This window comes from Candidatus Beckwithbacteria bacterium, assembly GCA_026397255.1.
Classification (GTDB): domain Bacteria; phylum Patescibacteriota; class Microgenomatia; order UBA1400; family CG1-02-47-37; genus JAPLVF01.
The window spans coordinates 1-21,566 of record JAPLVF010000008.1 but is presented as its reverse complement, the minus strand read 5'-3'; the positions used below and the strand labels follow the sequence as shown (position 1 = coordinate 21,566).

Below are 21,566 nucleotides of genomic sequence, written 5' to 3'. Positions count from 1 at the left end.
CACTCATATTTTAGTGGGGGATAACGGCCCGGAATTAAGTCTGCCTTTGGTTTATCAAAATTCCACGACTAGGGTTAAACTATACCTAAATGAAGCTTACTAAAATTTTAATTTATTTATTGTTTGTTTGTTTGGCCTTTGGTCAGCTGGAGAAATTCTCTTTTGCCCCGCTTTATCTGCACGATTTAATTATTGTTTGCATCTTGCTTTTAAATCATAAAGCTCTTAATTTTCCCAAGCCTGTTTGGTTTTTTCTTGCCGCTTGTTTTTTGTCTTTAATTTTGGCCGTTTTTAAACTTTCTTTTCCGACGGTTCTTTATTCCTCTCTGTATTTGGTCCGCTTTGCTAGCTACGCTGGTCTTTACCCGGTGATTAAATCTATAAAACTTAATTTAAAACCTTGGCTTTTAAGTTTTGGTTTGACTGTCGCCGGTTTTGGCCTGCTGCAGTATTTATTTCTTCCCGACACCCGCTTTTTAGCCAGTCTTAATTGGGATGATCATTATTTTCGGGTAATCAGCACTTTGGCTGACCCGGCTTTTGTCGGCGCCATCCTAGTTTTAACCCTGATTTTAATCGCTCTGAAGTTTAAATCCCGCTGGTACTTAGGCCTGCCGGTTTTAGTCGCCTTATTTTTAACCTATTCCCGCTCCAGTTACTTAAGCTTACTGGCCGCGATTCTAGGTTATGCGATTCTCAAAAAGAAGTTTAAGTTTCTGCTTTTGGCTTTAGTTTTTTTAGCCTTACCGTTTCTGCCCCGCCCCGGCGGGGAAGGGGTCAAGCTGGAACGCCTGTTTTCGGTCACTCAGCGCCTGGAGAATTATCAGGCAGGCTTAAGGATTATTAAATCTGCGCCGCTTTTCGGCCTGGGTTTTAACACCTTGAGATTTTATCGCCAGGATTTTGTCAGCCATGCTGCGGCCGGTTTGGATAACAGCTTTCTGTTCGTAGCCGCCACCAGCGGCCTTGTTGGTTTACTGGCTTACCTGAATTTATTACGCTTCCTCTGGAAAAAATCTCTATTAGTCAAAATTTCCCTGGTGGCTTTAATTGTTCATTCTTTTTTCCAAAACACGCTTTTCTATCCGTTTGTGATGATCTGGCTATGGAGTGTAATTGACAGTTAAGCTCTTTTTGGTTTCATTCCCGGCGTTATCTTTAACCACAAAATCAATTTGATTATCCCCGCTGTTTAAATTTAAAGTCGTTTCAAAACTACCGTCGTCTTTGACAAAAATAAACCGGTTGTTAATGGTCAAATCCGCTCTGGCTTCAGCCTTGCCGGAGACTTTAATCGGACTGTCTTTATCAAAAAATCTTTGATCATCCTGGGGATTGCTGATTTCCAAACTTGGTGCTGTCGTATCTAAAGTAACGCTTTGAGTAACTGAGGGTTCACTTACACCTCCTTGATTATCATTACTCTCGGTGTAAATTTCATTAGCCCCATCTGCCAAATGAATATTTATAAAAGTAAAATTACCATCGTCAGTTACGATCGTTTCTTTAAGGCTAATGCCTTTTAAAAATAATTTAACTGTGTTGCCGGCTTGGGCTGTACCGCTGATGTTAATTTCACTGCTGTTTGTGGCTTCCGGTAAAAAATCCATGGTCGGTGGTAAAAGCGGCAGTTTGTCCTGTTGTTCCACTGTTTGGTTATTTTTATTAAAACTGCCTAAAAACCCGGCCATTTTAATTAACCCCGGCACTCCGAAGCGCACCAGTATAAATAAAAGGACTAACACCAGAACCAGATATTTGACCGCCTGTTTTAAACTGTCTTTTTCTCGTTTTTGCTGCCAGCGTGTTTTCATAAGTTCCTAAGGATATTCTATCACTTTCCCCACTTCTCCAAAAACTTTAGTGGTAAAATAAAGCTGATTTATATGCCTTTAAATTCTTTACCTGAACTTGATCAAAGAGAAATTGAAAGTACCCGGCATGAACTCAATGGCCTGTTTCATGCGGTTCTTAATGAGCTGGATAAATCGTCCGACAAGGTTAAATTTCCGGCTCCTGTTCAGTTTTCTTCAGGAAACAGTTTGGATAGTTTGTCTGCCAAAGTCGCCTCTGGTGTTGTGTCTCAACTGGCTAAGAACGGGGAATTATTAATTGCTGTCGAACCTGGTTTTACCGGTCCGTTGTTTTCCGTCAGTCAGTGTTCATTTATGGATGGCAACCGAGTCAGGGACGCCCGGTTTATCGGCAGCTTGTTTATCGGTAATTTTTTCGCCCGCTGTCTGGCTGATGGTGTCGAACCGAAGACAGTCGTCAAACAAGCCATCAGCGAAATCGTCTATCAGGATGTCCTCATGTCTGCTCAAAAAAGAGAAAGAGCGCTTGTCCCCGGAAGAACTAATAAGGACTTGGTTGTTACCTACTCCGGTCCGCACCTCTCCCAGCGCTAATCAAACTTCTCTTTAAACTTTAAAATTGTTGACAAAGTTTCCCAGTCAGTTTACGATAATGTGGCAATATCAAGAGTGTGGCGAGGGATCTAGCCCTTTAACCCACCAGCAACCGAGGAGTCGCCAGACAAACGCGGTGCTAAAGCTAGAAACGATATGATCACTAAGTTGATAAAAACATATTTTCCCCTATGAGTGAATTAATTTCTCATGCCTCAGAGTCAGTTTCTGCCGGTCATCCGGACAAAGTCTGTGACCAGGTGGCCGCAGCCATATTAGATCAGGCGATTGAAGCTTCAACCTCAGTTGGCCGCCGGCCAAGAGTCGCCATGGAGGTTTCTGCCAAAGGTCGGCCCGAAGGCGGCACTTTAATGTTGTTTGGCGAAGTGACTTTACCGGAAGGAGTGAAATTAGATTACGAAGAAATTGCCAGAAAAACAGTGGCCGGGATCGGTTATTCTGACCAGAATTCCCAGTTCCATAGCGGCCTGCAGGAGCTGTTGATCAGAATTACCCAACAATCGGCCAATATTGACCACGGTGTCAGCGGTCAGCGGACCGGAGCCGGAGACCAAGGGATAATGTTCGGCGGAGCCGTAGATGAAACACCGGAGTTAATGCCCATGCCGATCGCCATTGCCCAGGCTTTAACCAATCGCTATACCGAATTATATCGGGGTGAATTTAACTGGTTGCGGCCGGATGCCAAATCGCAAGTAGTCTTAAATTATGCCAACGGCTATCCGGTTGGAGTCAATCGAATTATCATTGCGGCCTCACACACTGCCAATTTTAGCCTGGCAGATTTACGGCCAGCTCTGATCAAAGAGTTAATCTTACCGGTTTTAGACGTTTACGGGATGAGAATTACTGATCCGGCAGAACAAATTATTATTAATGGCGCCGGAGAGTGGACAATTTTTGGTCCTTTAGCCGATGCCGGCACCACCAACCGGAAAATTATTGTTGATTCTTACGGTGGTGCTTTTCCTCACGGCGGCGGCGGTTTAAACGGCAAAGACCCAACCAAAGTCGATTTAGCCGGAGCCGTGGGGGCGAGGTATATTGCCAAGGCCTTAGTGGCAGAAAAGTTGGCCAGAAAAGCTCAGGTAGAAATTAGTTATGTCATCGGCCGGCCGGATCCGCTGTCAGTTAATATTAATACTTTTGGTACCGCCAACCGGCCGGATAAACTGATCTATGAGCGCGCTCAGGAAATATTGGATTTATCGGTTGACGGAATTATTGACCGTTTGGACCTGTTTAACCCAAAAAGAGTCAAATATCAACAGGCAGCTGTGGGTGGGTTTTTTGGCCGCAGAGAATTTCCTTGGGAACAAATAGAGAATGTTAACCTTTGAGCCGTCTCCCGGGATCGAACCGGGGACCTGCGGTTTACGATACCGCTGCTCTACCAGCTGAGCTAAGGCGGCGGCTATAGTTTATTCTACCATTACTTGACATAATTAGAGCTAGATTGTACTCTTTGGCAATGGGTAATTTTTTGTGGGAACGTCTTGCCGGAACTTTAGTAAACCCGGATTTTGCTTTAAAAGGACCGTTTGGGATAGTGGCCATTGAAGAATTGGAAACAGATTCTTCTCCCGGTCAAAATGCCTTTCAAGAATTTACTCAAACCGTGGATAATCTTGCCGAGAAATGCGGTTGTCACTCCACAATCAAATTTAAGCGGGTTGTTTTTTGCCCTGACGACCATTCTGGTATGCAGGGAAATCTGTTAATGGTTCAACAGATTGTTGTTTTCCCCGGCACTAATCAGTCAATTTGGGACTTTGAGCAATCCCTTAAAAAGATGAGCCTGGCGTTGACAGAAGCAGATAATATTAAAGACTCTGTTAAATTAGCAGAATTAGCCTTGCAGTTTTCCCATCGGATACAAAAATCAATTTCATCCCAAGAACATGGGCAATACCTTTTTTAGTCCTACCCTTACCCAAGTAGTCGATTCCTTAGACACCTTCTTCAAAGTTAAAAAGTTAGCTAAAGATCCGGCCATGAGCAAGTTTGTCCCTGAGGTTTATCACCAAACCAATATTGAATGGAAAAAGATATTCGAGCCAGATTTTATCCTAAGATTTAATGGTCTAATGATTAAGGGTGCGGCTAAAATTCAGACGATGTTTACTGCCGCTTTTCCCGGTAATGAAATTCTCCAAAAATTTATTTCCCAATCAAATCAAGGGGATCTGCTTTTTTTACATCACCCGATTATTTTAGAGTGTGGCGACCCCAGGGGTAATTTAGGCCGGGGGTTTTTACCTCTTAATTCTGATTTGCTTAAAAAAATAATCAAAAAAAAACTATCTCTTTATAGTTGTCACGCCCCTTTAGATTATCACCAAAAAATCAGCACCGGCCGGGCGATTGCGGCCGGCCTGCAGGCGACTATTAACAGCGAGTTTTTACCTTACGGTAATGGCTATGCCGGTTTGACTGCTACCATTAATCCTATCTCAACAGAGGCTTTAATTATCAAACTAAAACGACTGTTTGGAATTCCCTATGTTGATTTTGCCGGAAAAAAACTAGACAGAATCACCAAAATCGGTATTGTTGCCGGCGGCGGCGATGAAATTAAATACTCCCAAACCTGCCGGAAAAAAGGCGCTCAAGCTTATATTACCGGCGAGATTTTCAGCCATTACCGAAGCGATTGGGGCAAACAAAATACCGCCAAAGTGCTGGAGTATGCCAAGGCAATTGATTTCAGTCTAATCGGGGTTTCCCATGCCGCCTCAGAATTTTTGGTGATGAAGACCCAAATACCAAAATGGTTAAAAGAAAATTTTGGTTTAAAGGTTGTCCCATTAGCTCAAAGCAAATGGTGGTCATAACTTATATGAAAATTAAATGGAAAGATTTTGAATTACACACTTTAAAACTTTTGAATAAAATAAAAAAAAACGGCTTCAAGCCGGATGTGATTGTGGCTGTTGGAAATTCAGGCTTAATTCCTGCGGTGATGGTTGCCAAGGCCCTGAAGACAAAGGATTTTGAATGGATAAGAATCTATTCTTATAATGAAAAAAATGAAAAAATTAAATCGAGAGTAATTTCCAGTAATCTTTCCAAATCTCTTGAGAGAAAAAAAGTACTTTGTGTTGATGATATTGTTGCTACTGGAGAAACTTTTGCATTAGCTAAAAAAGAAATTTTACGCTTTAACCCCAAAGAAATTAGATTCGCCGCGTGTATTGTAAGCCAGTATGTTTGTAAGAAATATCCTGATTATTGGGGAGAAACAATACTAAGAAACGCTGAAGATTTTATTAGTCTACCTTGGGATAATTTTTTATAATTACTTCTTCAATTTCCACAGGTAAAATTCCCATATCTCCACCTTGCCTATTAAGTTTTTCCAAAAGTTTTTCACCTAAGTCATTTCTAAGTTGATGGGCATGAACTTGATTTTTGGCATAATCAAAAAATTTTGCCAGTTGTTGTTCATAAACTATAATGCCGTTAATTAGTTTATCTCCGCTATCACTGTTACCAAATTCAACTGTTTCGAACTTCTCACACCAATCTTTAATTTGATCATTGTCTATCGACATTTTTCTTCGCAAAAAACTTAAACCTTTGATCAGTTTTTTCAAAACATGTTTTTCCTTACCTCTTCCCGGTTCAACCCCGTAATGGAAAATTACCGCCGCAGCCATCAACGTATCAATAAATTTTTCCTGTAAACCTTCCTTATAAGGGATAACCGAACTGACCAGACTGGCCTCCATTGGTTTTTTAAATCCATGCTTTGTCGCTATCAGTGACTCCAAGCCGAAACCAAATTCATAAGCTATCACTCGGCTGTTGGCATCTTCAACGCTGATAAGATTGCCCAAATCCCGGTAAGTACTGTTTTGACCAAATCTTAGCTGCAGATTTATACCTCTTCCGGATATTCCAGGGATGCCATAATGCCAATGGTAATAATTTTTCGGTTGAGAATCCTCGATAACTCTTGTGCCTTTGTTACTCCAAAAAGTTGATAAGTCACGATCAGCAGAAGCCGCTTCGACCAATAAATTCTCGGGGTTAATTTTCAATCGATTTATTAATAATTCAAATGCCTCATTGGCTACGGTTTCGGCCCGGCCGGGAGCGGCTAAAATGCCGCACATGGTAAAGTAATGCGTCCAATCCGAAATTTTACTCAGGTTAGTCATTTCCTCCAAACGTTTGGTGCGCAGACATTTTTGCACCATGACTAAACCCGGTGTCGCCACACCCTCTTCCAGAAATTTTTTAAGTGGTGTAATCGTCGCTCCGGTAAAAAGTACCGACTGGTCATCTTGAGGTAACAAATCGGCTGAAGGCAAAGATTGATATCCATTTTCTTCATAAAACTGCAAAAACTGATCAGTAACAAACTTTTGTTCTTGTTGGATATCAATTTTCGGCGATAAGTCTTTGAGTTCTGGAAATGTCATAATTAGTCCTATAATATCATAGTTGGCTACTTTTTTCTATCTTTGTGCTACAATCCAAATGTATATGAAAAAAATACTGCTGGGGATTTTTTTACTAGTGATGATTTTTGTATTTAAAGATAAGCTTTTTCCTAAACCCCAAACCACGCCCGTGCAATTAACGAATATCCGCATCGGCTGGCAAGTGCCTTGGGCAACCGAAGGTCAATTAACCCAAGTCTTAAAGAATACTGATATCTTGCAGAAAAACGGTTTGAAAGCTGAATTCAAAGGGTTTAATTCCGGACCGCCGTTAAACGAAGCGGCTTTGGCCGGAGAAGTGGACGTGATTTTTACCGCTGACCAGCCGACAGCGACATTATTAGGCAAAAATCCCAACTGGGTAATTATCGGCCGGCTCATGTATAACCGGGTGTCTCTTTACGTACCGCCAAAATCTCCTATAAAAACGGTGGCGGATTTAAAAGGTAAAACGGTCGGCATGCCGTTTGGCGCCGCCGCCCAAAGAATGGCCCTAAAAGCTGAACAAGACGCAGGTTTAGATACGAAAAAAGATGTTAATAATGTCAATTTGGATATTTATGAGCAAAGTGATTTGGTCCGTGATCCGGAAGCCGTCAAATGGGGGAAAATGGATGCTTTAGCCGGCTTTGATCCCACGCCGGCAATCTTCGAAGAAAAAGGTTTGATCAGGACCTTAACCGTCGGCAAGGTAATTTCCCTCATTGTTATGTCCAAAGAGTATATTCAGGCTAATTCCCCAGCCCCGGTTCAATTTTTAAAAGCGTTTAATTCTGCCTACGATTACTACCGTAATAATGTTTCCACTGCCGATGCTTGGTTTACTGCCGAGTCAAAATTGACTATTACTCCAAAGTCATTGCAGATTGCCGCCGCTATCGAACCCAATCTATCGCTTAACTCTGCCGCTGATATCCGGCTGGGATTTATCGATGATGATTACACCATCATGCAGGAAGCGGCCGATTTTATTTTCAATCAGTCTTTGGTCAAGACCAGAGTCACGATGAAAGATTATATTGACCTGTCTTATCTTCAAGCCGCCGCTTTGAAATAAGATGAAAAATGTTATCTTGATTTCTTTAGACACTGTCCGGGCGGACGTCGCTTACAGCGGTCAATTTAAAACCATCGAAACGTTAAGAAATCAGGGTACCACTTTCCTCAATACCATTTCCTCTTCTCCTTTTACTCCCGCCAGTCATGCCACTGTTTTTACCGGCTTACAACCATACAATCACGGCCTTAGGCATTTATTTAAAGAAAAACTTAATCCAAAAGCAGTTACAGTCGCCCAAGCTTTTAAAAAACAGGGATACTCAACTGGGGCAATTGTTTCCTGCCCGGGTATGAATCGCTGGTATGGTTTTTCCAGGGGTTTTGATCATTATGACGACGAAATTCACAAACTAGCTGATGGTTCTGATCCGCTTTTAACTATTGATGTTAAAAAGCGGGGATCGGCGCTCAAACGTGCCCCCCTCGTTGTTTCCCGGGCCAAAGCCTGGCTGGAGACCAAGAAAAATAAGCCGTTTTTCCTTTTTATTCATTTTTTTGACGCCCATTGGCCCTATAAAGCGCCGGAAAAATGGGGCGGTAAAAATTACTACGAAGAAGAAGTCGCTTATGCCGATCATTATTTAGGCGAATTTATTCAATACCTGAAAAAAAATAATTTATACGACAATACAACTGTTATTTGTTTTTCCGATCATGGCGAGGATTTAGAAGGTTTATACCCCAATGATAAAGGTGGGAAAAAACTCGGGCATCCGGAAGAATGCGGCCATGGCTGTCTGCTTTATGATCAGACACAAAAAGTCGTCCTGATAATCAAAGATAAAACGCTGCCAACCAATAAAAAAATTCAGCAACAGGTAAGATTGGTTGATGTTTTTCCGACGATCTTGGATTTGCTAGACACTAAACTTAAGACTAAAAACGACGGTGTTTCTTTAATGCCGATTATCAAAGCCAATGCCCGTTTGGACCTTTCAGCCTATTCGGAAACTTTTTATCCCGAAGAGCAAACCCAGACCACCGGCCAGTTTAAAAATGCCAGAAATAAGCTTTCCCTTAGAGTGTCCAACCAATATAAATTAATTTTTCATTTAGGCAGCGATCAGGTAGAATTGTACGATTTGAAAAAAGATCAAAATGAAAAGCAGAATTTATATAAACTATGCATATAATTTTAGTTTCCATTGATACCTTGCGGGCCGATTGCATTAACGCTTCTCCCCGGGCCCGAGACTATTTACAGCAGCACGCAACTAAAATTTCTCTTAAAACCGAGGCTCTGGATAAAATTCTTAACTCGGGCTTATATTATAATAATTGTTTCTCGGCTGCTCCTTATACTTCTGCCTCTCATGCGGCCTACTTTACCGGCCAGTGGCCGTTACATAACGGCATTTATGAATTCTTCAATCGAAGATTGATTCAACCGACCATATTTGAATGGGCTAAAAAGCAAGGTTATACGACCATTTTCCAGACGGATTTTCCGGTAATTTTAGGCCGCTCTTTAGGGTTTACCAACGGTATTGACCACTATTTTATCGAAGACGAAGCTAAGGCTTTTAAAACTCTTATCAGTAACAAAGCCAATAATACACTGTCTTTTTTTCATTTTGGCGGTGTGCATTATCCTTATGGTTTTCATATTTTAAAATTTGGCGGCCAGGATTACATCAATAAAGTGAGTTCCTTGGAGAAAAAGTACCGCATATCCAATCGGGAATGGCGGAAACCGAACGACATTTTGACAGAAACTTTCAGGAACAAACAGGATACAGAATTGCTTTTACACTACAAATACATTATTGAAAAACTGTACCGGGAGCATTTGTACAACGATTTATTCAGTCTTTATTTGGAAGGAATTAATTACTTTATGGCACACCGGTTTGATCGGTTTATCAACGTGGTTAAAAATTTTGTTGACAACAACCAGGCGCTGCTTTTTATTTTCTCCGACCACGGGGAAGAATGGGATGCTGATTCTGAGGCACACCATAACTCCATTTCCGATAATGTCCTGCGGGTGCCTTTGATTGTTTATGGCCGGCAGATTGCTCCTAGAATTGAGGAGAATTTGGTCAGAACTATTGATCTGGCGCCCACCATTAAGGCCTTATTGCCTTATCAGGATAAAAATCAGAAACTGGACGGTTCAAAATTGGATATTTTTACTTCCGGCAAGAATAGGCCGGTAGCTAAATTTGCCGTTTCTCAATGCTGGCTTTCAATTGCGACTAAGAAACAGATTGCCGACCATCAAAAAATGGCAATGAAAACTAAAAAAACCGTTAAACCGCTTAAAACCTACTTGTTTAAGGAAGCCGCCCGGGATCAACTCAATAAAATAGCCATTTTCTATCATCAAAACGGGACTATTTTACGGGAAGAATCATCCGGCAAAGTTGCTGGGTTAAAGAAAATCTTGATAGATTATAACGCCTCAAAAGTGACGAATAAAAATAAACTTTCCCGACTGGAATTAAAAATCAGAAATGAATTAACTAATTTAGGCTATAAAGTGTGAAAAAGTTTTTGTTAATCATTTTATTGGTTGTTATTTATCAGGCGCTTAACGTCATATTCCCTAATCATTTTTTCCCTTCAATTTGGCAAATTTTGACGGCGCTGATCAAAAATCTTTCGGATCGGGAATTTTATTTGGATATTGGTTCAAGTTTGTCTAGAATTTTAATTGGGTTTACTCTGGCTGGGGTTGCCGGAGTTTTTCTCGGATTGATTCTGGGCTACGATCAACGTCTGAAAGATCTTAAGCTATTTGTTGAGTTATTACGTCCCATCCCACCCATCGCCTGGATACCCATTGCCATAATTATTTTTGGACTAGGCAACGCCTCGGCTTATTTTATTGTTTTCTTAGGAGCTTTTTTCCCCATATTTACCAATACCTATTTTGGAGCAATTTCCATCCCGGTAATCTATAAAAATGTTGCCTCTTCTTTTGAGATTAATAAAGCCACTTATTTTATTAAGATTTTATTATTTTTTTCTTTGCCGTATATTTTTACCGGTTTAAAGATCGGTATCGGTATGGCCTGGATGAGTGTGATCGCCGCCGAGTTGATCGCCGCTCAATCGGGATTAGGCTACTATATTCAGTTAAACCGACTATTATTGCAAACGGATAATATTATTGTTGGGATGATTTTTATTGGCGTTATCGGTAATTTACTGCAAAAACTGATTGAGTTACTGGAGAAAAAAATAATCATTTGGAATTAAACAGATATGATTAATATAAAAAATGTATTTTTTTCTTATCCCGGCAATAATCATTCTCCGTCGAAACCGATATTAGCCAATATAAATTTTAATATTAAAAATGGAGAATTTGTGTCAATCTTGGGCCGATCCGGCTGTGGAAAAACTACCTTGGTCAATATCTTAGCCGGCTATCTTCTTGCCAAAACCGGTCAGATTTTAATTAACAATATAGAGGTTAAAAAACCGGGAAAAAATCGGATTGTTGTCAATCAGGAAAATGATTTATTCAAATGGTTAACCGTCGGGGAAAATATGCAATTGGTTAGCCGGGATGAAAACAATATCAGTCAATACCTAAAGCTGGTAGGTTTAAACGATGCCCGGGAATATTTTCCCAATCATCTTTCCGGTGGCATGAAAAAAAGATTATCTTTAGCCAGAGCCTTAGCGGTGAATCCGGATTTTTTGATCCTCGATGAACCATTTGACTCATTAGACCATCATTTGAGAGAAGAATTGCATCTGGAACTGGACAGAATTTTTTCTTTAACCAAAAAAACTACTTTATTGGTCACCCATGATATTGATGAAGCGATTTTTCTTTCAGATAGGATTATTGTTTTAGGTGGTAAACCGGCATCGATTCTCAATCAATTTCCGATAAATTTCTCTCATCCCCGGAAATTAAGCCTCAAAAGCTGCCGGAAATTTACCCAATATCGAACAATCTTGAAAAAAGCCCTATAATGTGATATTGTGTTAAATCTATGTCTCCCAGAAGCAGAGAAATTACGGCACAGGAATTGGGTAAGTTTCCCCATCAGGTGATAGAAACAAAATGGATGAATCGTTGGGTTGAGGATAGGTTGTATCGGGCCAAAGATGATTCTCCCAAGCCTAAGGCTTTTATTTTGGATATGTATCCTTATCCCTCGGGTGCCGGTTTGCACGTCGGCCACGTCGAGGGCTACACTGCCACGGATATTTTATCCCGCTATAAAAGAATGAACGGTTTTGAGGTTTTGCATCCTATGGGTTGGGATGCTTTCGGTTTGCCCACGGAAAATTTCGCCATTAAAACCGGGAAAAATCCGCACAAGGTTACCGAAGAAAATGCTGACGTATTTAGAAAACAATGTATTCGGACCGGTTTCAGCATTGATTGGGCCCGGGAAATCGACACCTCCAAGGCGGAATTTTACCAGTTTACTCAGTCAATCTTTCTGGCTTTATATGAAAAAGGCCTGGCTTATAAATCCGAAGCCCCGGTTAACTGGTGTACTGACTGTAAGACCGTTCTGGCCAACGAACAGGTTAATGACGGTCACTGCGAACGTTGCAATACTGAAGTGGTCACTAGAAATATTGAACAGTGGTTCTTTAAAATTACCGCTTACGCTGATCGTTTAATCGCTGATTTAGATAGTTTGGATTGGCCGGAATCAACCAAAGAAGGTCAGAGAAACTGGATCGGACGGACTGAGGGAGTAGAGATACAGGTTGATTTAGAACAGACCGAGGGTAATCTGGTTGTTTTTACCCCCGAACCGGAATCCTTCAACCGACCAGGTTACATCGTTATGGCTCCTGAACATCCCAATCTGAACAAAATTGTCGTTAACCAAAACAGGAAAGAGGTTGCTGACTATTTAACTGCCGTTGCTTCCAAGTCTGAATTATCAAGAAAACAACAAAAAGACAGGACCGGAGTTTTTACCGGCAACTCTGCCACTAACCCGTTAACCGGTGATCACATGGAAATTTGGGTAGCCGATTATGTCCTGATGAATCAATCCGACGGAATTCGGCTTGAACAACTTCAAGATAACCAAGCGGGGAAAACTAACTCAGCAGATAGAGAAAAGACATTGCGCCGCTTAGGTAGAAAAGCCCGGCCGGCAATCAGATATAAATTAAGAGACTGGTTAATTTCTCGGGAAAGATATTGGGGAGCGCCTATTCCCATAGTCCACTGTCAATCCTGTGGCGACCAGCCGGTGTCGGAGAACCAATTACCGGTACTGTTACCGGAAATGGCCGATTTTACTCCAACCGGAGAACCGCCACTGGCTAAATCAAAGCAATTTTTACATACTCAATGTCCCAATTGTCACGGCCCGGCCGAAAGAGAAACCAAAACCCTGGATACTTTTGTCGATTCCGCCTGGTATTATATGCGTTTTGCCGATCCTCACAATCATCAAAGTATTGGCAGTAAACAATTATTAAAGAAATGGTTACCGGTTGATTTCTATATCGGCGGAGCCGATCACACTACCGGTCACTTGCTATATGCCCGGTTTATCACCAAAGTGCTATATGATTTAGGAGTAATCAATTTTAACGAACCGTTTACCAAGTTGACACATCAGGGGATGATTTTAGGGGCTGACGGCCGGAAGATGAGCAAAAGATGGGGTAATGCGGTTAACCCTTTGGACGTTGCCAATGAGTTTGGCAGTGATGCCCTAAGGCTATACGAAATGTTTTTGGGGCCATTGGAACAATCAAAGGTTTGGGATAATAAGGCCTTGGTCGGCCCACGCCGGTTTGTGGATAAAGTTTGGCAATTACCACAAAAAGTTTACGATGAAAACCCATCAGCTGAAGAGATAAAGACAACCAATATCCTCATTGATCGTATCACCGGCGCGATTGAAGCCGGAAAATATAATGTAGCCGTCAGCGACTTTATGAAATATCTCAATTTTATTGAACAATCCAGAAAAATCAGCCATCAATCTTATGAAACGTTTTTGAAACTCTTGGCGCCTTTTGCGCCGTTTATCGCTGAGGAGTTGTGGGAGCGTGTCGGGAATCGCTACAGTATTCATCAGTCTGAATGGCCGCAGGCAATCGCTGATAAAGGAATAGGCCAGACAATCTCTCTTCCGGTGATGATTAACGGTAAAGTTAAGGGAACAATTCCTCAACCAGCTGGAGTGGAATATACCCAAGAAGAAATTATGGCTATCCTAAAAGCCGATCCGGGGCTGGCTAACGAACTTAAAGACCTTAAGGTTAAAAGAATTATTTACAAACAAGGAAAGATTTTTAATATCTTGACTTAATATGATGATCGAACGAAGTATTCCTGAAAAATTACATCGCGGGGATACTATCCGAGTGATTGCTCCCTCTTGGTCATTATCAATTACCAATAAAGACGTTCAACAATTGGCAGAGAAAACATTGGGAAATATGGGGTTAACGGTTACCTATGGTGATCACGTTCATGAACACGACTTATTTCGGTCTTCCCCGATTGAATCAAGAGTGGCAGATATTCATGAGGCTTTTTTAGATCCAAGTGTTAAAGGCATATTGACGGTGATCGGCGGTTGGAATTCCAATCAATTACTCCAGTATTTAGACTGGGATTTGATTAAAACTCATCCTAAAGTCTTCTGCGGTTTTTCCGATATTGACGCCCTTAACAACGCGATATTTTCCCAAACTGGTTTAGTGACCTATTCCGGACCTCATTTTATCTTTTTTGGCCAAAAATATCATTTTGACTATACCAAAGAACATTTTCAAAAAGCCGTCATGGATAACCAGCCATTTCTTCTGGAACAGAGTTCGCATTGGAGCGATGATAAATGGTCCGTCAATCAGGAAGATAGACATTTGATTAAAAATCAAGGTTTATTGGTAATACATGAGGGAACAGCCGAAGGGACGGTTATCAGCTCTAATTTATGTACCCTTAATTTACTTCAGGGAACTGAATATTTTCCCAAGATGGATGAGGCAATCCTTTTTATTGAGGAGGCCAAATTTTCCAATCCGTCGCAATTCGATCGGAATCTGCAATCACTGGTTCAGCAGAAAGGATTTAAGATTCGTGGTTTAGTCTTGGGAAGATTTCAACCAAACACAATGACAGAAGAACAATTAGTTTATATTTTGCGATCTAAAAGAGAGCTTAAAAATATTCCAATCATTGCCAATGCTGATTTTGGTCATACCGATCCCAAAGCCACGATTCCAATCGGAGGAACTGTAAGAATACTGGCGTCAGCAATGGAAACGTTTATAGAATTTACAGAACATTAAAATCCACAAGAGCGGGATAGGGGAGTTGAACCCCTCTCTCCACCTTGGGAAGGTGGCATTGAACCGCTCAACTAATCCCGCGCACTTTTATCTGGGAATAGTTAAAACCATTCCGGTTTCAATTATATCCGGATTAGTAATTTTTGTCTTGTTTGCCTCCCAGATTTTACTCCATTGGTAGCCGTCAGCGTAAACCGCTACACTGATTTTCCATAAACTGTCACTTGTTTTCACAGTATATTCACTTGGATAATTTGTTTGTTCAGTAACAGATTCAGCTATCGTTGTCAGTTGTTGATTTTCGATTTGAGGTAAAGTTAAAACCTGTCCCTCTTCAATTTTATCCGGGTTGGCTAAATTGTTGGCTTTGGCAATTTCCGTCCATTTATAGCCATCGTTGTAATATTTAACACTAATATTCCAGAGATGTTCACCTTTGGCCACAGTGTGAGTTTTCGGCTGTTCGGTTGTCTGCTCAGCAATTTCGCTGATTTTTCCGGTTTGGTTAACCGCGGCAAAATAGTTGTAAATTAAAACACCGACAATTATTACCACTACTGCGCCCAAGACAGTGCTGAGTTTCTGTTCGTTCATTCTTAAACTCTTAAAAAAAGTTTTTAAATTAATCATTATTACTTACCTCTCTTTCTGGGCAGAAATAGAATTTGGCGGGCCTGCCCGCCGAAGCGAAACGTAGGCGGGACCGACCGGGCTCGAACCGGCGACCTCTGCCTTGACAGGGCAGCGCTCTAACCAAATTGAGCTACGGTCCCAACTTCGGAAACATTATAACTAATTAATTCTTTACAATCCAGCGGTTTGGTATTAAGCTTGTTCCAGTAGGCAGTTTATGATTATTATACCAATCTTGCTTGTTATTATCGTTCTTTATCTATTCTCAACCTTCAATAAATTTAAAACGACTGAGGTCAGGATTAAAGCCTCGATCCAAGAAATTGGTAACCAGCTGAAACGTCAAGCCGACTTAATTCCTAACTTAGTTGCCTCGGTTGAAGGCTATTTTAAGCATGAACAAACTGCCTTGACTAAAATTACTGACGCCCGCAAAAGCATTTTATCAGCCTTAAAATCCGGCAGTTCCCAAAAAATGGTTGATGCCGCCAGTCAGCTGCAGTCAGCCGTAGGGGGCATTAGCGCTGTTTTTGAAAGCACGCCCGAGTTAAAAGCCGCCGGTCCGACTCAGGATTTAATGAATGAGTTAAGGGATACGGCCGACAAAGTAATGTATTCCCGTCGGACCTTAATTGACTTAACCGCTGACTACAACACCATGATGGCTACGATTCCCTCCTCTTGGGTTGCGGCTTTATTTAAGTTTCAGGCCAAAGAAGGTCTAAAAACCGGGGATATGGATCAAGCTTTGGAGGTTAGTTCGGCGGACACGAAAACCCCTTCAGTCGAACTTTAGTCATGCTAAACGTTTACGAACAAGTGGATGCTAATAAGCGGAGAAGCGCTCTAATAATTTTTTTGTTTATCGGCTTTATTACTTTAGTTGCCTATATTTTGGGCCGGGCCAGCGGTTACGGCGCTTCCTGGATTGGCCTGGCTTTAATTTTTTCCGGCTTAATGAGTTTAGGCTCGTATTATTACGGCGATAAAATCATTTTAGGGATTTCCCGTGCCCGTCCGGCTGACCGGAAACAGGACTTTAATTTTTATACCGTTACCCAAAATCTTTGTTTGGCTACCCGCCAACCTTTGCCCCAGCTTTATGTCATTGACGACACTGCCCCTAATGCCTTTGCTACCGGCCGGGATCCCCAGCATGCCGTGATTTGTGCTACCACCGGTTTACTGGCTAAACTTGACCGAACCGAACTGGAAGGTGTGATTGCTCATGAATTGAGCCATATCCAGAACTACGACACGCGTTTAATGGCCATCGTTACCATTCTGGTCGGTCTGGTCACTTTACTGGCGGATTGGTTTTTGCGGTCAATGTTCTGGGGGAGGAGCCGGCACGATAATGATCGGGGGAATAATCAATTACAGCTGATTTTTTTTGTTTTAGGTTTGGTTTTGGCCTTACTATCACCCTTAATTGCTCAATTAATCCAGTTAGCTATTTCCCGCCGCCGGGAATTTTTAGCTGATGCTTCCGGTGTGAAAATTACCCGTTTTCCTGATGGTTTGGCCCGGGCTTTGGCAAAGATTTCTAAAGATTCAGAACCTTTGGAAGCCGCCAACAAAGCCACCGCCCACCTTTATATTGTTAATCCTTTCAAGAAAAAAGCCTTTCTTACCAATCTTTTTAACACCCACCCACCGGTAGCCGAACGGATTAAAGCCTTGCACGAGATGGTTTGATATAATAATCTAATCATGGACAAGGTAGAGAGTTTAACCGGGCACGAAGTTTGTTCTTCGCCGGAAGAACTAGCCAGCTTATTTAATCAGTGGAAATTATCTCCGGAAGGACAGTTTGCCGAGGAAAAAATTGTTTCTACAATTCTAGACGTTCCCACAACAAGCCATAATCTAATTGAGCCATTTAGGGATCTTACTTTTGGCTTTTACCTAGCCCAACAAGTATTCCCTAATTCTGGAAAATACCCGTATCCTGCTTTAAGAATCGACCAAAGCGACGAAGTCTCTGCCGCAGTCCGAACCAGTATAACTTACGGCCCGAGATGCGTTGTTGCCGGAGAACCATGGCTGCAAAAGCATTTAAGCGATAAGCACCCATCAACACATCTAATCGATATTGGCGTAGAAGAATTTAGCCATTGGGTGTTTGAACAGGCTATTAAACAACGCCGCAACCAAGTCTACAGAGCTTCTTTACAATTCTATTATGAGTTAACTAAAGACGATGTAAAAAGACCGCTAGAGGAAGTTGTAGTTAAGATAAATGAAATAGACTCTCTTAATTTACTTAAATACACATATTTTTTTCTGACAGGCAAAATTAGACAACAATTAGCTAAAAACGAACAATTATTATCGGAAAGTGAGTCAGCTATTTTAAAACATTCAAGCACCTTCCAAGAACATATGGGAATAGTTTGGCGAAACCAAGTAAGCCAAAGATACTATCCTTGGTCAGAAGAAGCAGGTGCTGCCAAAAAACAACTGGAAAATGTTATCGCCTACAAACGCCAAAAAGCCGCCGAGAGAAGACAAACTGGCCCTGATTTGCTAAGATAAGTCAATGAAAGTTGACAGCCAATTAGTTAAACATATTGCTAAGCTGGGGAATTTGGTCCTGACCGAAGCGGAAATTAAACTTTACACCCAGCAGCTTCAGGGAATCTTAGAGTATATTGATACTTTAAATAAAGTCAACACTGACGATATCCGACCCACTTATCAGACGTTAGATAATACCGTCAATGTTTGGCGTGAAGATCTTCCCGACAACCGCGGCTTAACTCAAACAGAAGCTTTATCTCAGGCAAAAAAAACTTATCAGGGATATTTTGTCACCGCTCATGTTTTTGGGGAGAGTCCTAAAAAACTGAACCCTGAGTTGGTTAAACGCCGGCAAATAGACAAATACAACGCGATTTTGACTCAAGTTGATCCCCGGGGAAATTTAGGGTTAAAAGATCTATTTTGCACCAAGGGAATTGAAACAACCGCCGGCTCAGCGGTTTTATCAGGGTTTAAACCCCAATATTCGGCCACCGTGATTAAACAACTGGAAAAGTTGGGTTATGTGGTAAAAAATAAGCTGAACGAAGATGCCTGGGGACATGGTTCCAGCGGGGAGAACTCTGACTTTGGGCCCACCAAAAATCCCTGGGATTTATCCCGGGTGTCGGGTGGCTCTTCCAGCGGCAGCGCCGTGGCCGTAGCCACCAACGATGTCGAGATTGCTACCGGCACTGATACCTGCGGTTCAATTAGGATGCCGGCAAACTTTACTAATGTTTGCGGTCTAAAACCCACTTACGGCGCCCTCAGTCGTTACGGCGTCATTGCTTTTGCCAGTAGTCTTGATTGTCCGGGTTTATTTGCCCGGTCAGTGACCAAACTCCGCCAGGTTTTTGACAAAATTGCCTCTCCTGATCCGGCTGACCCTACCAGTCAAAGTCCGGCCAGAGACAAATCAGTCACTAAAAAAATTACCACTATTGGTTTGCCTGAAGAATTTTTTAGCGAGGGATTAAATCCAGAAATTAAAAAACTGATTAACATCGCCGCCCAACTTTTCGAGAAAAGTGGCTATGTGTTAAAAACCGTTTCTTTGCCCCATTCGGCTTACGGTATTGCCGCCTATTATCTGATTGCTCCGACGGAAACCTGTTCCAATCTGGCTCGCTTTGACGGCATTCGCTATGGCCAGGACCGGTCTTATTTCGGGCCGGAAGCTAAAAGAAGAATTATGTTAGGTTCGTTTGCTTCTTCCGCCGGCTATTCGGCTAAATTTTATGAAAAAGCCGCCAAGGTTAGAACACTGATTATTAACGACTTTATTAAAGTCTTTATGCAGGTAGATATTGTTTTGGCCCCGGTGGCGCCGATGCCCCCGTTTAAAATCGGTGAAAAATCAGCCGATCCCTTAGCCATGTATCTTGCAGACATCTATGCCGCTCCGGCCAGTTTGGCCGGCCTGCCTTCTTTAGCTTTACCGGCTGGTTTTACCAAAGATAATCTGCCGGTTGGCATGCAGTTGATTGGTCCGCGCTGGAGCGAACCGTCTCTGTTTAAGTTAGGGGAAGAGTATCAAGCTATTACCAACTGGCATTTACAAAAACCAAAACTATGAAAAATTTACAACCGACCATTGGCATCGAAGTTCACGTCGAGTTAAAGACCAACTCTAAGATGTTTTGCGGCTGTCCGGCTGATCATTTTGCCAAAAAGCCGAATACCCAGACTTGCCCGGTTTGTTTAGGTTTACCCGGCGCTTTACCTGTTCCCAATAAGAAAGCCATCGACTGGACCATTCTTTTAGGTTTAGCCTTTAATTGCCAAATTAATAAAATTTCCAAGTTTGACCGCAAACACTATTTTTATCCGGACTTACCCAAAGGTTACCAGATTTCCCAGTACGATCAGCCGCTTTGTGTCAATGGCTATCTGACTTTAGATTCCGGCAAAAAGATCCGTATTACCCGGATTCATCAGGAAGAAGACACCGCTAAATTAATTCACAAAAAAGTTAACGGCCAAGATGTGACTTTAGTTGATTTTAATCGCTCCGGCGTGCCTTTAACCGAAATTGTTACTGAGCCTGACATCACTTCAGGCAAAGAGGCTAAAGAATTTTTAAAAAAACTGCATGAGTTGGTCAGAGCCTTAAAAATCTCCGACTGCGACATGGAAAAAGGCTCCATGCGTTTGGAAGCCAATATCTCTTTAACTGACAATCCTAAAAAATTAGCTAACTACAAAGTTGAAGTTAAAAACTTAAACTCTTTTCGCTTTGTCGAAGCGGCCATTAACTATGAACTCAACCGCCAATCCTCTCTTTTACAAGAGGGGATTACTCCCACTCAGGAAACCCGCGGTTATGATGATTTAAAAAAAGAAACCTACACTCAAAGAGTTAAAGAATCCGCGCAAGATTATCGTTATTTTCCCGAGCCGGACATTCCGCCGCTGGAATTTACTGACAAGGACATCGAATTAATTCGCCGCCAATTGCCCAAACTGCCTCACGAACACCTATCTGATTTAGTGAAAAAATTTGGTTTAAACGAAACCCAAGCCAAAGCTTTGGTAAAAGACAGTCAAAAACTAACTTATTTTCATCAGTATGCGGCTGAGACCAATCCAACCAATTTAGCCAACTTGATTATTAACAAAAAAATCGATTTAACTAAGCCGTTTAGCGGTCAGTTAAAAACAACTACTCAATCAGTTGATCAGAAAATTATTGATCAGGTCTTAAAAGAAAATACCGACGCTGTTAAAAAGTATCAAGCCGGGAAAAGCAGTGTTTTAGGTTTCTTAGTCGGCCAGGTCATGCGTCAAACTTATGGTAAATCCGCTCCCCAGCTTATCCAAAAACTCCTGCTTTCCCACCTACGGGGAGTACCTACAGGGAGAGAACCTGCAGGTCTTGCCAAGTGACTGTAAAGAAAATAAGATTAGCTCATGAAAGATTTTGTTCATTTACACGTTCATACCGAATATTCACTCCTCGATGGTTTAAGTAAAATTGACGAACTCCTGCAAACCGCCCACGATAAAAAAATGTCGGCGTTAGCGATTACCGATCATGGCGCCATGTACGGCGCCGTGAAATTTTTTAATGCTGCCAAAAAAATCGGGATTAAGCCGATTATCGGAGTTGAAGGCTACTTAACCACGCTCAATATGTCCGATAAATCCATGGGCGCGCAAAAATCCACCTACCATCAGTTGCTTTTGGCCAAAAACGAAACCGGCTACAAAAATTTAATGAAACTGA

Annotated in this window: 22 protein-coding genes and 3 tRNA genes; 19 read left to right on the top strand and 6 right to left on the bottom strand. The window is 41.8% G+C overall.

Going from position 1 to position 21,566, the window contains the following annotated elements; translation table 11 throughout:
- Positions 1–89: 89 nt before the first annotated feature.
- The gene (locus tag NTZ93_01675; protein ID MCX6816554.1) at positions 90–1,127 is read left to right on the top strand and encodes an O-antigen ligase family protein; all 1,038 of its coding nucleotides are present in this window, start codon (positions 90–92) and stop codon (positions 1,125–1,127) included.
- On the opposite strand, the gene NTZ93_01670 is transcribed toward NTZ93_01675, so the two are convergent.
- Complete coding sequence (locus tag NTZ93_01670; GenBank protein MCX6816553.1) at positions 1,104–1,814, bottom strand: hypothetical protein; 711 nt, start codon at positions 1,812–1,814, stop codon at positions 1,104–1,106. The two genes, NTZ93_01675 and NTZ93_01670, sit on opposite strands and share 24 nt — an antisense overlap.
- Before the next feature lie 72 nt (positions 1,815–1,886).
- On the opposite strand from NTZ93_01670, the gene NTZ93_01665 reads away from it, so the two are divergent.
- Together NTZ93_01665 and metK are read left to right on the top strand one after the other, a co-directional pair.
- Complete coding sequence (locus tag NTZ93_01665; protein MCX6816552.1) at positions 1,887–2,408, top strand: hypothetical protein; 522 nt, start codon at positions 1,887–1,889, stop codon at positions 2,406–2,408.
- Positions 2,409–2,599: 191 nt separating this feature from the next.
- On the top strand, positions 2,600–3,769 hold the full coding sequence (metK, locus tag NTZ93_01660; GenBank protein ID MCX6816551.1) for a methionine adenosyltransferase: 1,170 nt from the start codon (positions 2,600–2,602) through the stop codon (positions 3,767–3,769).
- On the opposite strand, the gene NTZ93_01655 is transcribed toward metK, so the two are convergent.
- Positions 3,769–3,841: transfer RNA gene (locus NTZ93_01655), tRNA-Thr, on the bottom strand. The two genes, metK and NTZ93_01655, sit on opposite strands and share 1 nt — an antisense overlap.
- A 59-nt stretch (positions 3,842–3,900) precedes the next feature.
- Here NTZ93_01655 and NTZ93_01650 point away from each other — a divergent pair.
- Genes NTZ93_01650 through NTZ93_01640 form a run of 3 tightly spaced genes read left to right on the top strand, consistent with a single transcriptional unit; the run spans position 3,901 to position 5,727 of the window.
- The gene (locus NTZ93_01650; GenBank protein MCX6816550.1) at positions 3,901–4,350 is read left to right on the top strand and encodes a hypothetical protein; all 450 of its coding nucleotides are present in this window, start codon (positions 3,901–3,903) and stop codon (positions 4,348–4,350) included.
- Positions 4,331–5,263: a Nif3-like dinuclear metal center hexameric protein gene (locus tag NTZ93_01645; protein ID MCX6816549.1), complete on the top strand. Its 933-nt coding sequence runs from the start codon at positions 4,331–4,333 to the stop codon at positions 5,261–5,263. Before NTZ93_01650 ends, NTZ93_01645 begins: the two co-directional genes overlap by 20 nt.
- A gap of 5 nt (positions 5,264–5,268) precedes the next feature.
- Positions 5,269–5,727 carry a phosphoribosyltransferase family protein gene (locus NTZ93_01640; GenBank protein ID MCX6816548.1) on the top strand — a complete coding sequence of 153 codons (459 nt, stop codon included), beginning with the start codon at positions 5,269–5,271 and terminating at the stop codon, positions 5,725–5,727.
- Here NTZ93_01640 and NTZ93_01635 read toward each other — a convergent pair.
- On the bottom strand, positions 5,699–6,856 hold the full coding sequence (locus NTZ93_01635) for an alanine--tRNA ligase-related protein (GenBank protein MCX6816547.1): 1,158 nt from the start codon (positions 6,854–6,856) through the stop codon (positions 5,699–5,701). The two genes, NTZ93_01640 and NTZ93_01635, sit on opposite strands and share 29 nt — an antisense overlap.
- A 64-nt stretch (positions 6,857–6,920) precedes the next feature.
- On the opposite strand from NTZ93_01635, the gene NTZ93_01630 reads away from it, so the two are divergent.
- From NTZ93_01630 to NTZ93_01600, 7 genes are read left to right on the top strand one after another with little or no spacing between them, the layout of a single operon-like run.
- Positions 6,921–7,934: an NrtA/SsuA/CpmA family ABC transporter substrate-binding protein gene (locus tag NTZ93_01630; GenBank protein ID MCX6816546.1), complete on the top strand. Its 1,014-nt coding sequence runs from the start codon at positions 6,921–6,923 to the stop codon at positions 7,932–7,934.
- A gap of 1 nt (position 7,935) precedes the next feature.
- Complete coding sequence (locus NTZ93_01625; GenBank protein MCX6816545.1) at positions 7,936–9,069, top strand: sulfatase; 1,134 nt, start codon at positions 7,936–7,938, stop codon at positions 9,067–9,069.
- Positions 9,060–10,424, top strand: coding sequence for a sulfatase-like hydrolase/transferase (locus tag NTZ93_01620; protein MCX6816544.1), 1,365 nt, complete (start codon positions 9,060–9,062; stop codon positions 10,422–10,424). Before NTZ93_01625 ends, NTZ93_01620 begins: the two co-directional genes overlap by 10 nt.
- Positions 10,421–11,140: an ABC transporter permease gene (locus NTZ93_01615; protein MCX6816543.1), complete on the top strand. Its 720-nt coding sequence runs from the start codon at positions 10,421–10,423 to the stop codon at positions 11,138–11,140. Before NTZ93_01620 ends, NTZ93_01615 begins: the two co-directional genes overlap by 4 nt.
- Before the next feature lie 6 nt (positions 11,141–11,146).
- Positions 11,147–11,869: an ABC transporter ATP-binding protein gene (locus tag NTZ93_01610; protein ID MCX6816542.1), complete on the top strand. Its 723-nt coding sequence runs from the start codon at positions 11,147–11,149 to the stop codon at positions 11,867–11,869.
- A gap of 20 nt (positions 11,870–11,889) precedes the next feature.
- Positions 11,890–14,193: a class I tRNA ligase family protein gene (locus NTZ93_01605; protein MCX6816541.1), complete on the top strand. Its 2,304-nt coding sequence runs from the start codon at positions 11,890–11,892 to the stop codon at positions 14,191–14,193.
- A 1-nt stretch (position 14,194) separates the two neighbouring features.
- Positions 14,195–15,181: an LD-carboxypeptidase gene (locus tag NTZ93_01600; GenBank protein MCX6816540.1), complete on the top strand. Its 987-nt coding sequence runs from the start codon at positions 14,195–14,197 to the stop codon at positions 15,179–15,181.
- Positions 15,182–15,191: 10 nt separating this feature from the next.
- Here NTZ93_01600 and NTZ93_01595 read toward each other — a convergent pair.
- The 3 genes from NTZ93_01595 to NTZ93_01585 form a co-directional block, all read right to left on the bottom strand.
- Positions 15,192–15,262: transfer RNA gene (locus NTZ93_01595), tRNA-Gly, on the bottom strand.
- A 6-nt stretch (positions 15,263–15,268) separates the two neighbouring features.
- Complete coding sequence (locus NTZ93_01590) at positions 15,269–15,811, bottom strand: LysM peptidoglycan-binding domain-containing protein (GenBank protein ID MCX6816539.1); 543 nt, start codon at positions 15,809–15,811, stop codon at positions 15,269–15,271.
- A 68-nt stretch (positions 15,812–15,879) separates the two neighbouring features.
- A tRNA-Asp gene (locus NTZ93_01585) sits at positions 15,880–15,954 on the bottom strand.
- 77 nt (positions 15,955–16,031) lie between these two features.
- Between NTZ93_01585 and NTZ93_01580 the strand changes: the two genes are divergently transcribed.
- The 6 genes from NTZ93_01580 to NTZ93_01555 all read left to right on the top strand — a co-directional run.
- Positions 16,032–16,610 (top strand): LemA family protein, encoded by a 579-nt coding sequence (locus NTZ93_01580; protein ID MCX6816538.1) that lies wholly within the window; start codon positions 16,032–16,034, stop codon positions 16,608–16,610.
- Positions 16,611–16,612: 2 nt separating this feature from the next.
- Positions 16,613–17,512: a M48 family metallopeptidase gene (locus NTZ93_01575; GenBank protein MCX6816537.1), complete on the top strand. Its 900-nt coding sequence runs from the start codon at positions 16,613–16,615 to the stop codon at positions 17,510–17,512.
- 15 nt (positions 17,513–17,527) lie between these two features.
- The gene (locus NTZ93_01570) at positions 17,528–18,352 is read left to right on the top strand and encodes a hypothetical protein (GenBank protein ID MCX6816536.1); all 825 of its coding nucleotides are present in this window, start codon (positions 17,528–17,530) and stop codon (positions 18,350–18,352) included.
- A 4-nt stretch (positions 18,353–18,356) separates the two neighbouring features.
- Positions 18,357–19,916 (top strand): Asp-tRNA(Asn)/Glu-tRNA(Gln) amidotransferase subunit GatC, encoded by a 1,560-nt coding sequence (gene gatC, locus NTZ93_01565; GenBank protein MCX6816535.1) that lies wholly within the window; start codon positions 18,357–18,359, stop codon positions 19,914–19,916.
- Positions 19,913–21,226 (top strand): Asp-tRNA(Asn)/Glu-tRNA(Gln) amidotransferase subunit GatB, encoded by a 1,314-nt coding sequence (gatB, locus tag NTZ93_01560; protein ID MCX6816534.1) that lies wholly within the window; start codon positions 19,913–19,915, stop codon positions 21,224–21,226. Before gatC ends, gatB begins: the two co-directional genes overlap by 4 nt.
- A gap of 24 nt (positions 21,227–21,250) precedes the next feature.
- The coding region (locus tag NTZ93_01555) for a PHP domain-containing protein (protein MCX6816533.1) at positions 21,251–21,566 on the top strand (316 nt) is incomplete at its 3' end.

Bases quoted from the DNA above. Each gene is read 5' to 3' on its own strand.
- NTZ93_01575 (MCX6816537.1), top strand. From the start codon at position 16,613: ATGCTAAACGTTTACGAACAAGTGGATGCTAATAAGCGGAGAAGCGCT.
- NTZ93_01590 (MCX6816539.1), bottom strand. From the start codon at position 15,811: ATGATTAATTTAAAAACTTTTTTTAAGAGTTTAAGAATGAACGAACAG.
- NTZ93_01580 (MCX6816538.1), top strand. From the start codon at position 16,032: ATGATTATTATACCAATCTTGCTTGTTATTATCGTTCTTTATCTATTC.
- NTZ93_01665 (MCX6816552.1), top strand. From the start codon at position 1,887: ATGCCTTTAAATTCTTTACCTGAACTTGATCAAAGAGAAATTGAAAGT.
- NTZ93_01610 (MCX6816542.1), top strand. From the start codon at position 11,147: ATGATTAATATAAAAAATGTATTTTTTTCTTATCCCGGCAATAATCAT.
- NTZ93_01620 (MCX6816544.1), top strand. From the start codon at position 9,060: ATGCATATAATTTTAGTTTCCATTGATACCTTGCGGGCCGATTGCATT.
- NTZ93_01675 (MCX6816554.1), top strand. From the start codon at position 90: ATGAAGCTTACTAAAATTTTAATTTATTTATTGTTTGTTTGTTTGGCC.
- gatC (MCX6816535.1), top strand. From the start codon at position 18,357: ATGAAAGTTGACAGCCAATTAGTTAAACATATTGCTAAGCTGGGGAAT.
- NTZ93_01570 (MCX6816536.1), top strand. From the start codon at position 17,528: ATGGACAAGGTAGAGAGTTTAACCGGGCACGAAGTTTGTTCTTCGCCG.
- NTZ93_01650 (MCX6816550.1), top strand. From the start codon at position 3,901: ATGGGTAATTTTTTGTGGGAACGTCTTGCCGGAACTTTAGTAAACCCG.
- NTZ93_01635 (MCX6816547.1), bottom strand. From the start codon at position 6,856: ATGACATTTCCAGAACTCAAAGACTTATCGCCGAAAATTGATATCCAA.
- gatB (MCX6816534.1), top strand. From the start codon at position 19,913: ATGAAAAATTTACAACCGACCATTGGCATCGAAGTTCACGTCGAGTTA.
- NTZ93_01625 (MCX6816545.1), top strand. From the start codon at position 7,936: ATGAAAAATGTTATCTTGATTTCTTTAGACACTGTCCGGGCGGACGTC.
- NTZ93_01600 (MCX6816540.1), top strand. From the start codon at position 14,195: ATGATGATCGAACGAAGTATTCCTGAAAAATTACATCGCGGGGATACT.
- metK (MCX6816551.1), top strand. From the start codon at position 2,600: ATGAGTGAATTAATTTCTCATGCCTCAGAGTCAGTTTCTGCCGGTCAT.
- NTZ93_01670 (MCX6816553.1), bottom strand. From the start codon at position 1,814: ATGAAAACACGCTGGCAGCAAAAACGAGAAAAAGACAGTTTAAAACAG.
- NTZ93_01645 (MCX6816549.1), top strand. From the start codon at position 4,331: ATGGGCAATACCTTTTTTAGTCCTACCCTTACCCAAGTAGTCGATTCC.
- NTZ93_01640 (MCX6816548.1), top strand. From the start codon at position 5,269: ATGAAAATTAAATGGAAAGATTTTGAATTACACACTTTAAAACTTTTG.
- NTZ93_01630 (MCX6816546.1), top strand. From the start codon at position 6,921: ATGAAAAAAATACTGCTGGGGATTTTTTTACTAGTGATGATTTTTGTA.
- NTZ93_01605 (MCX6816541.1), top strand. From the start codon at position 11,890: ATGTCTCCCAGAAGCAGAGAAATTACGGCACAGGAATTGGGTAAGTTT.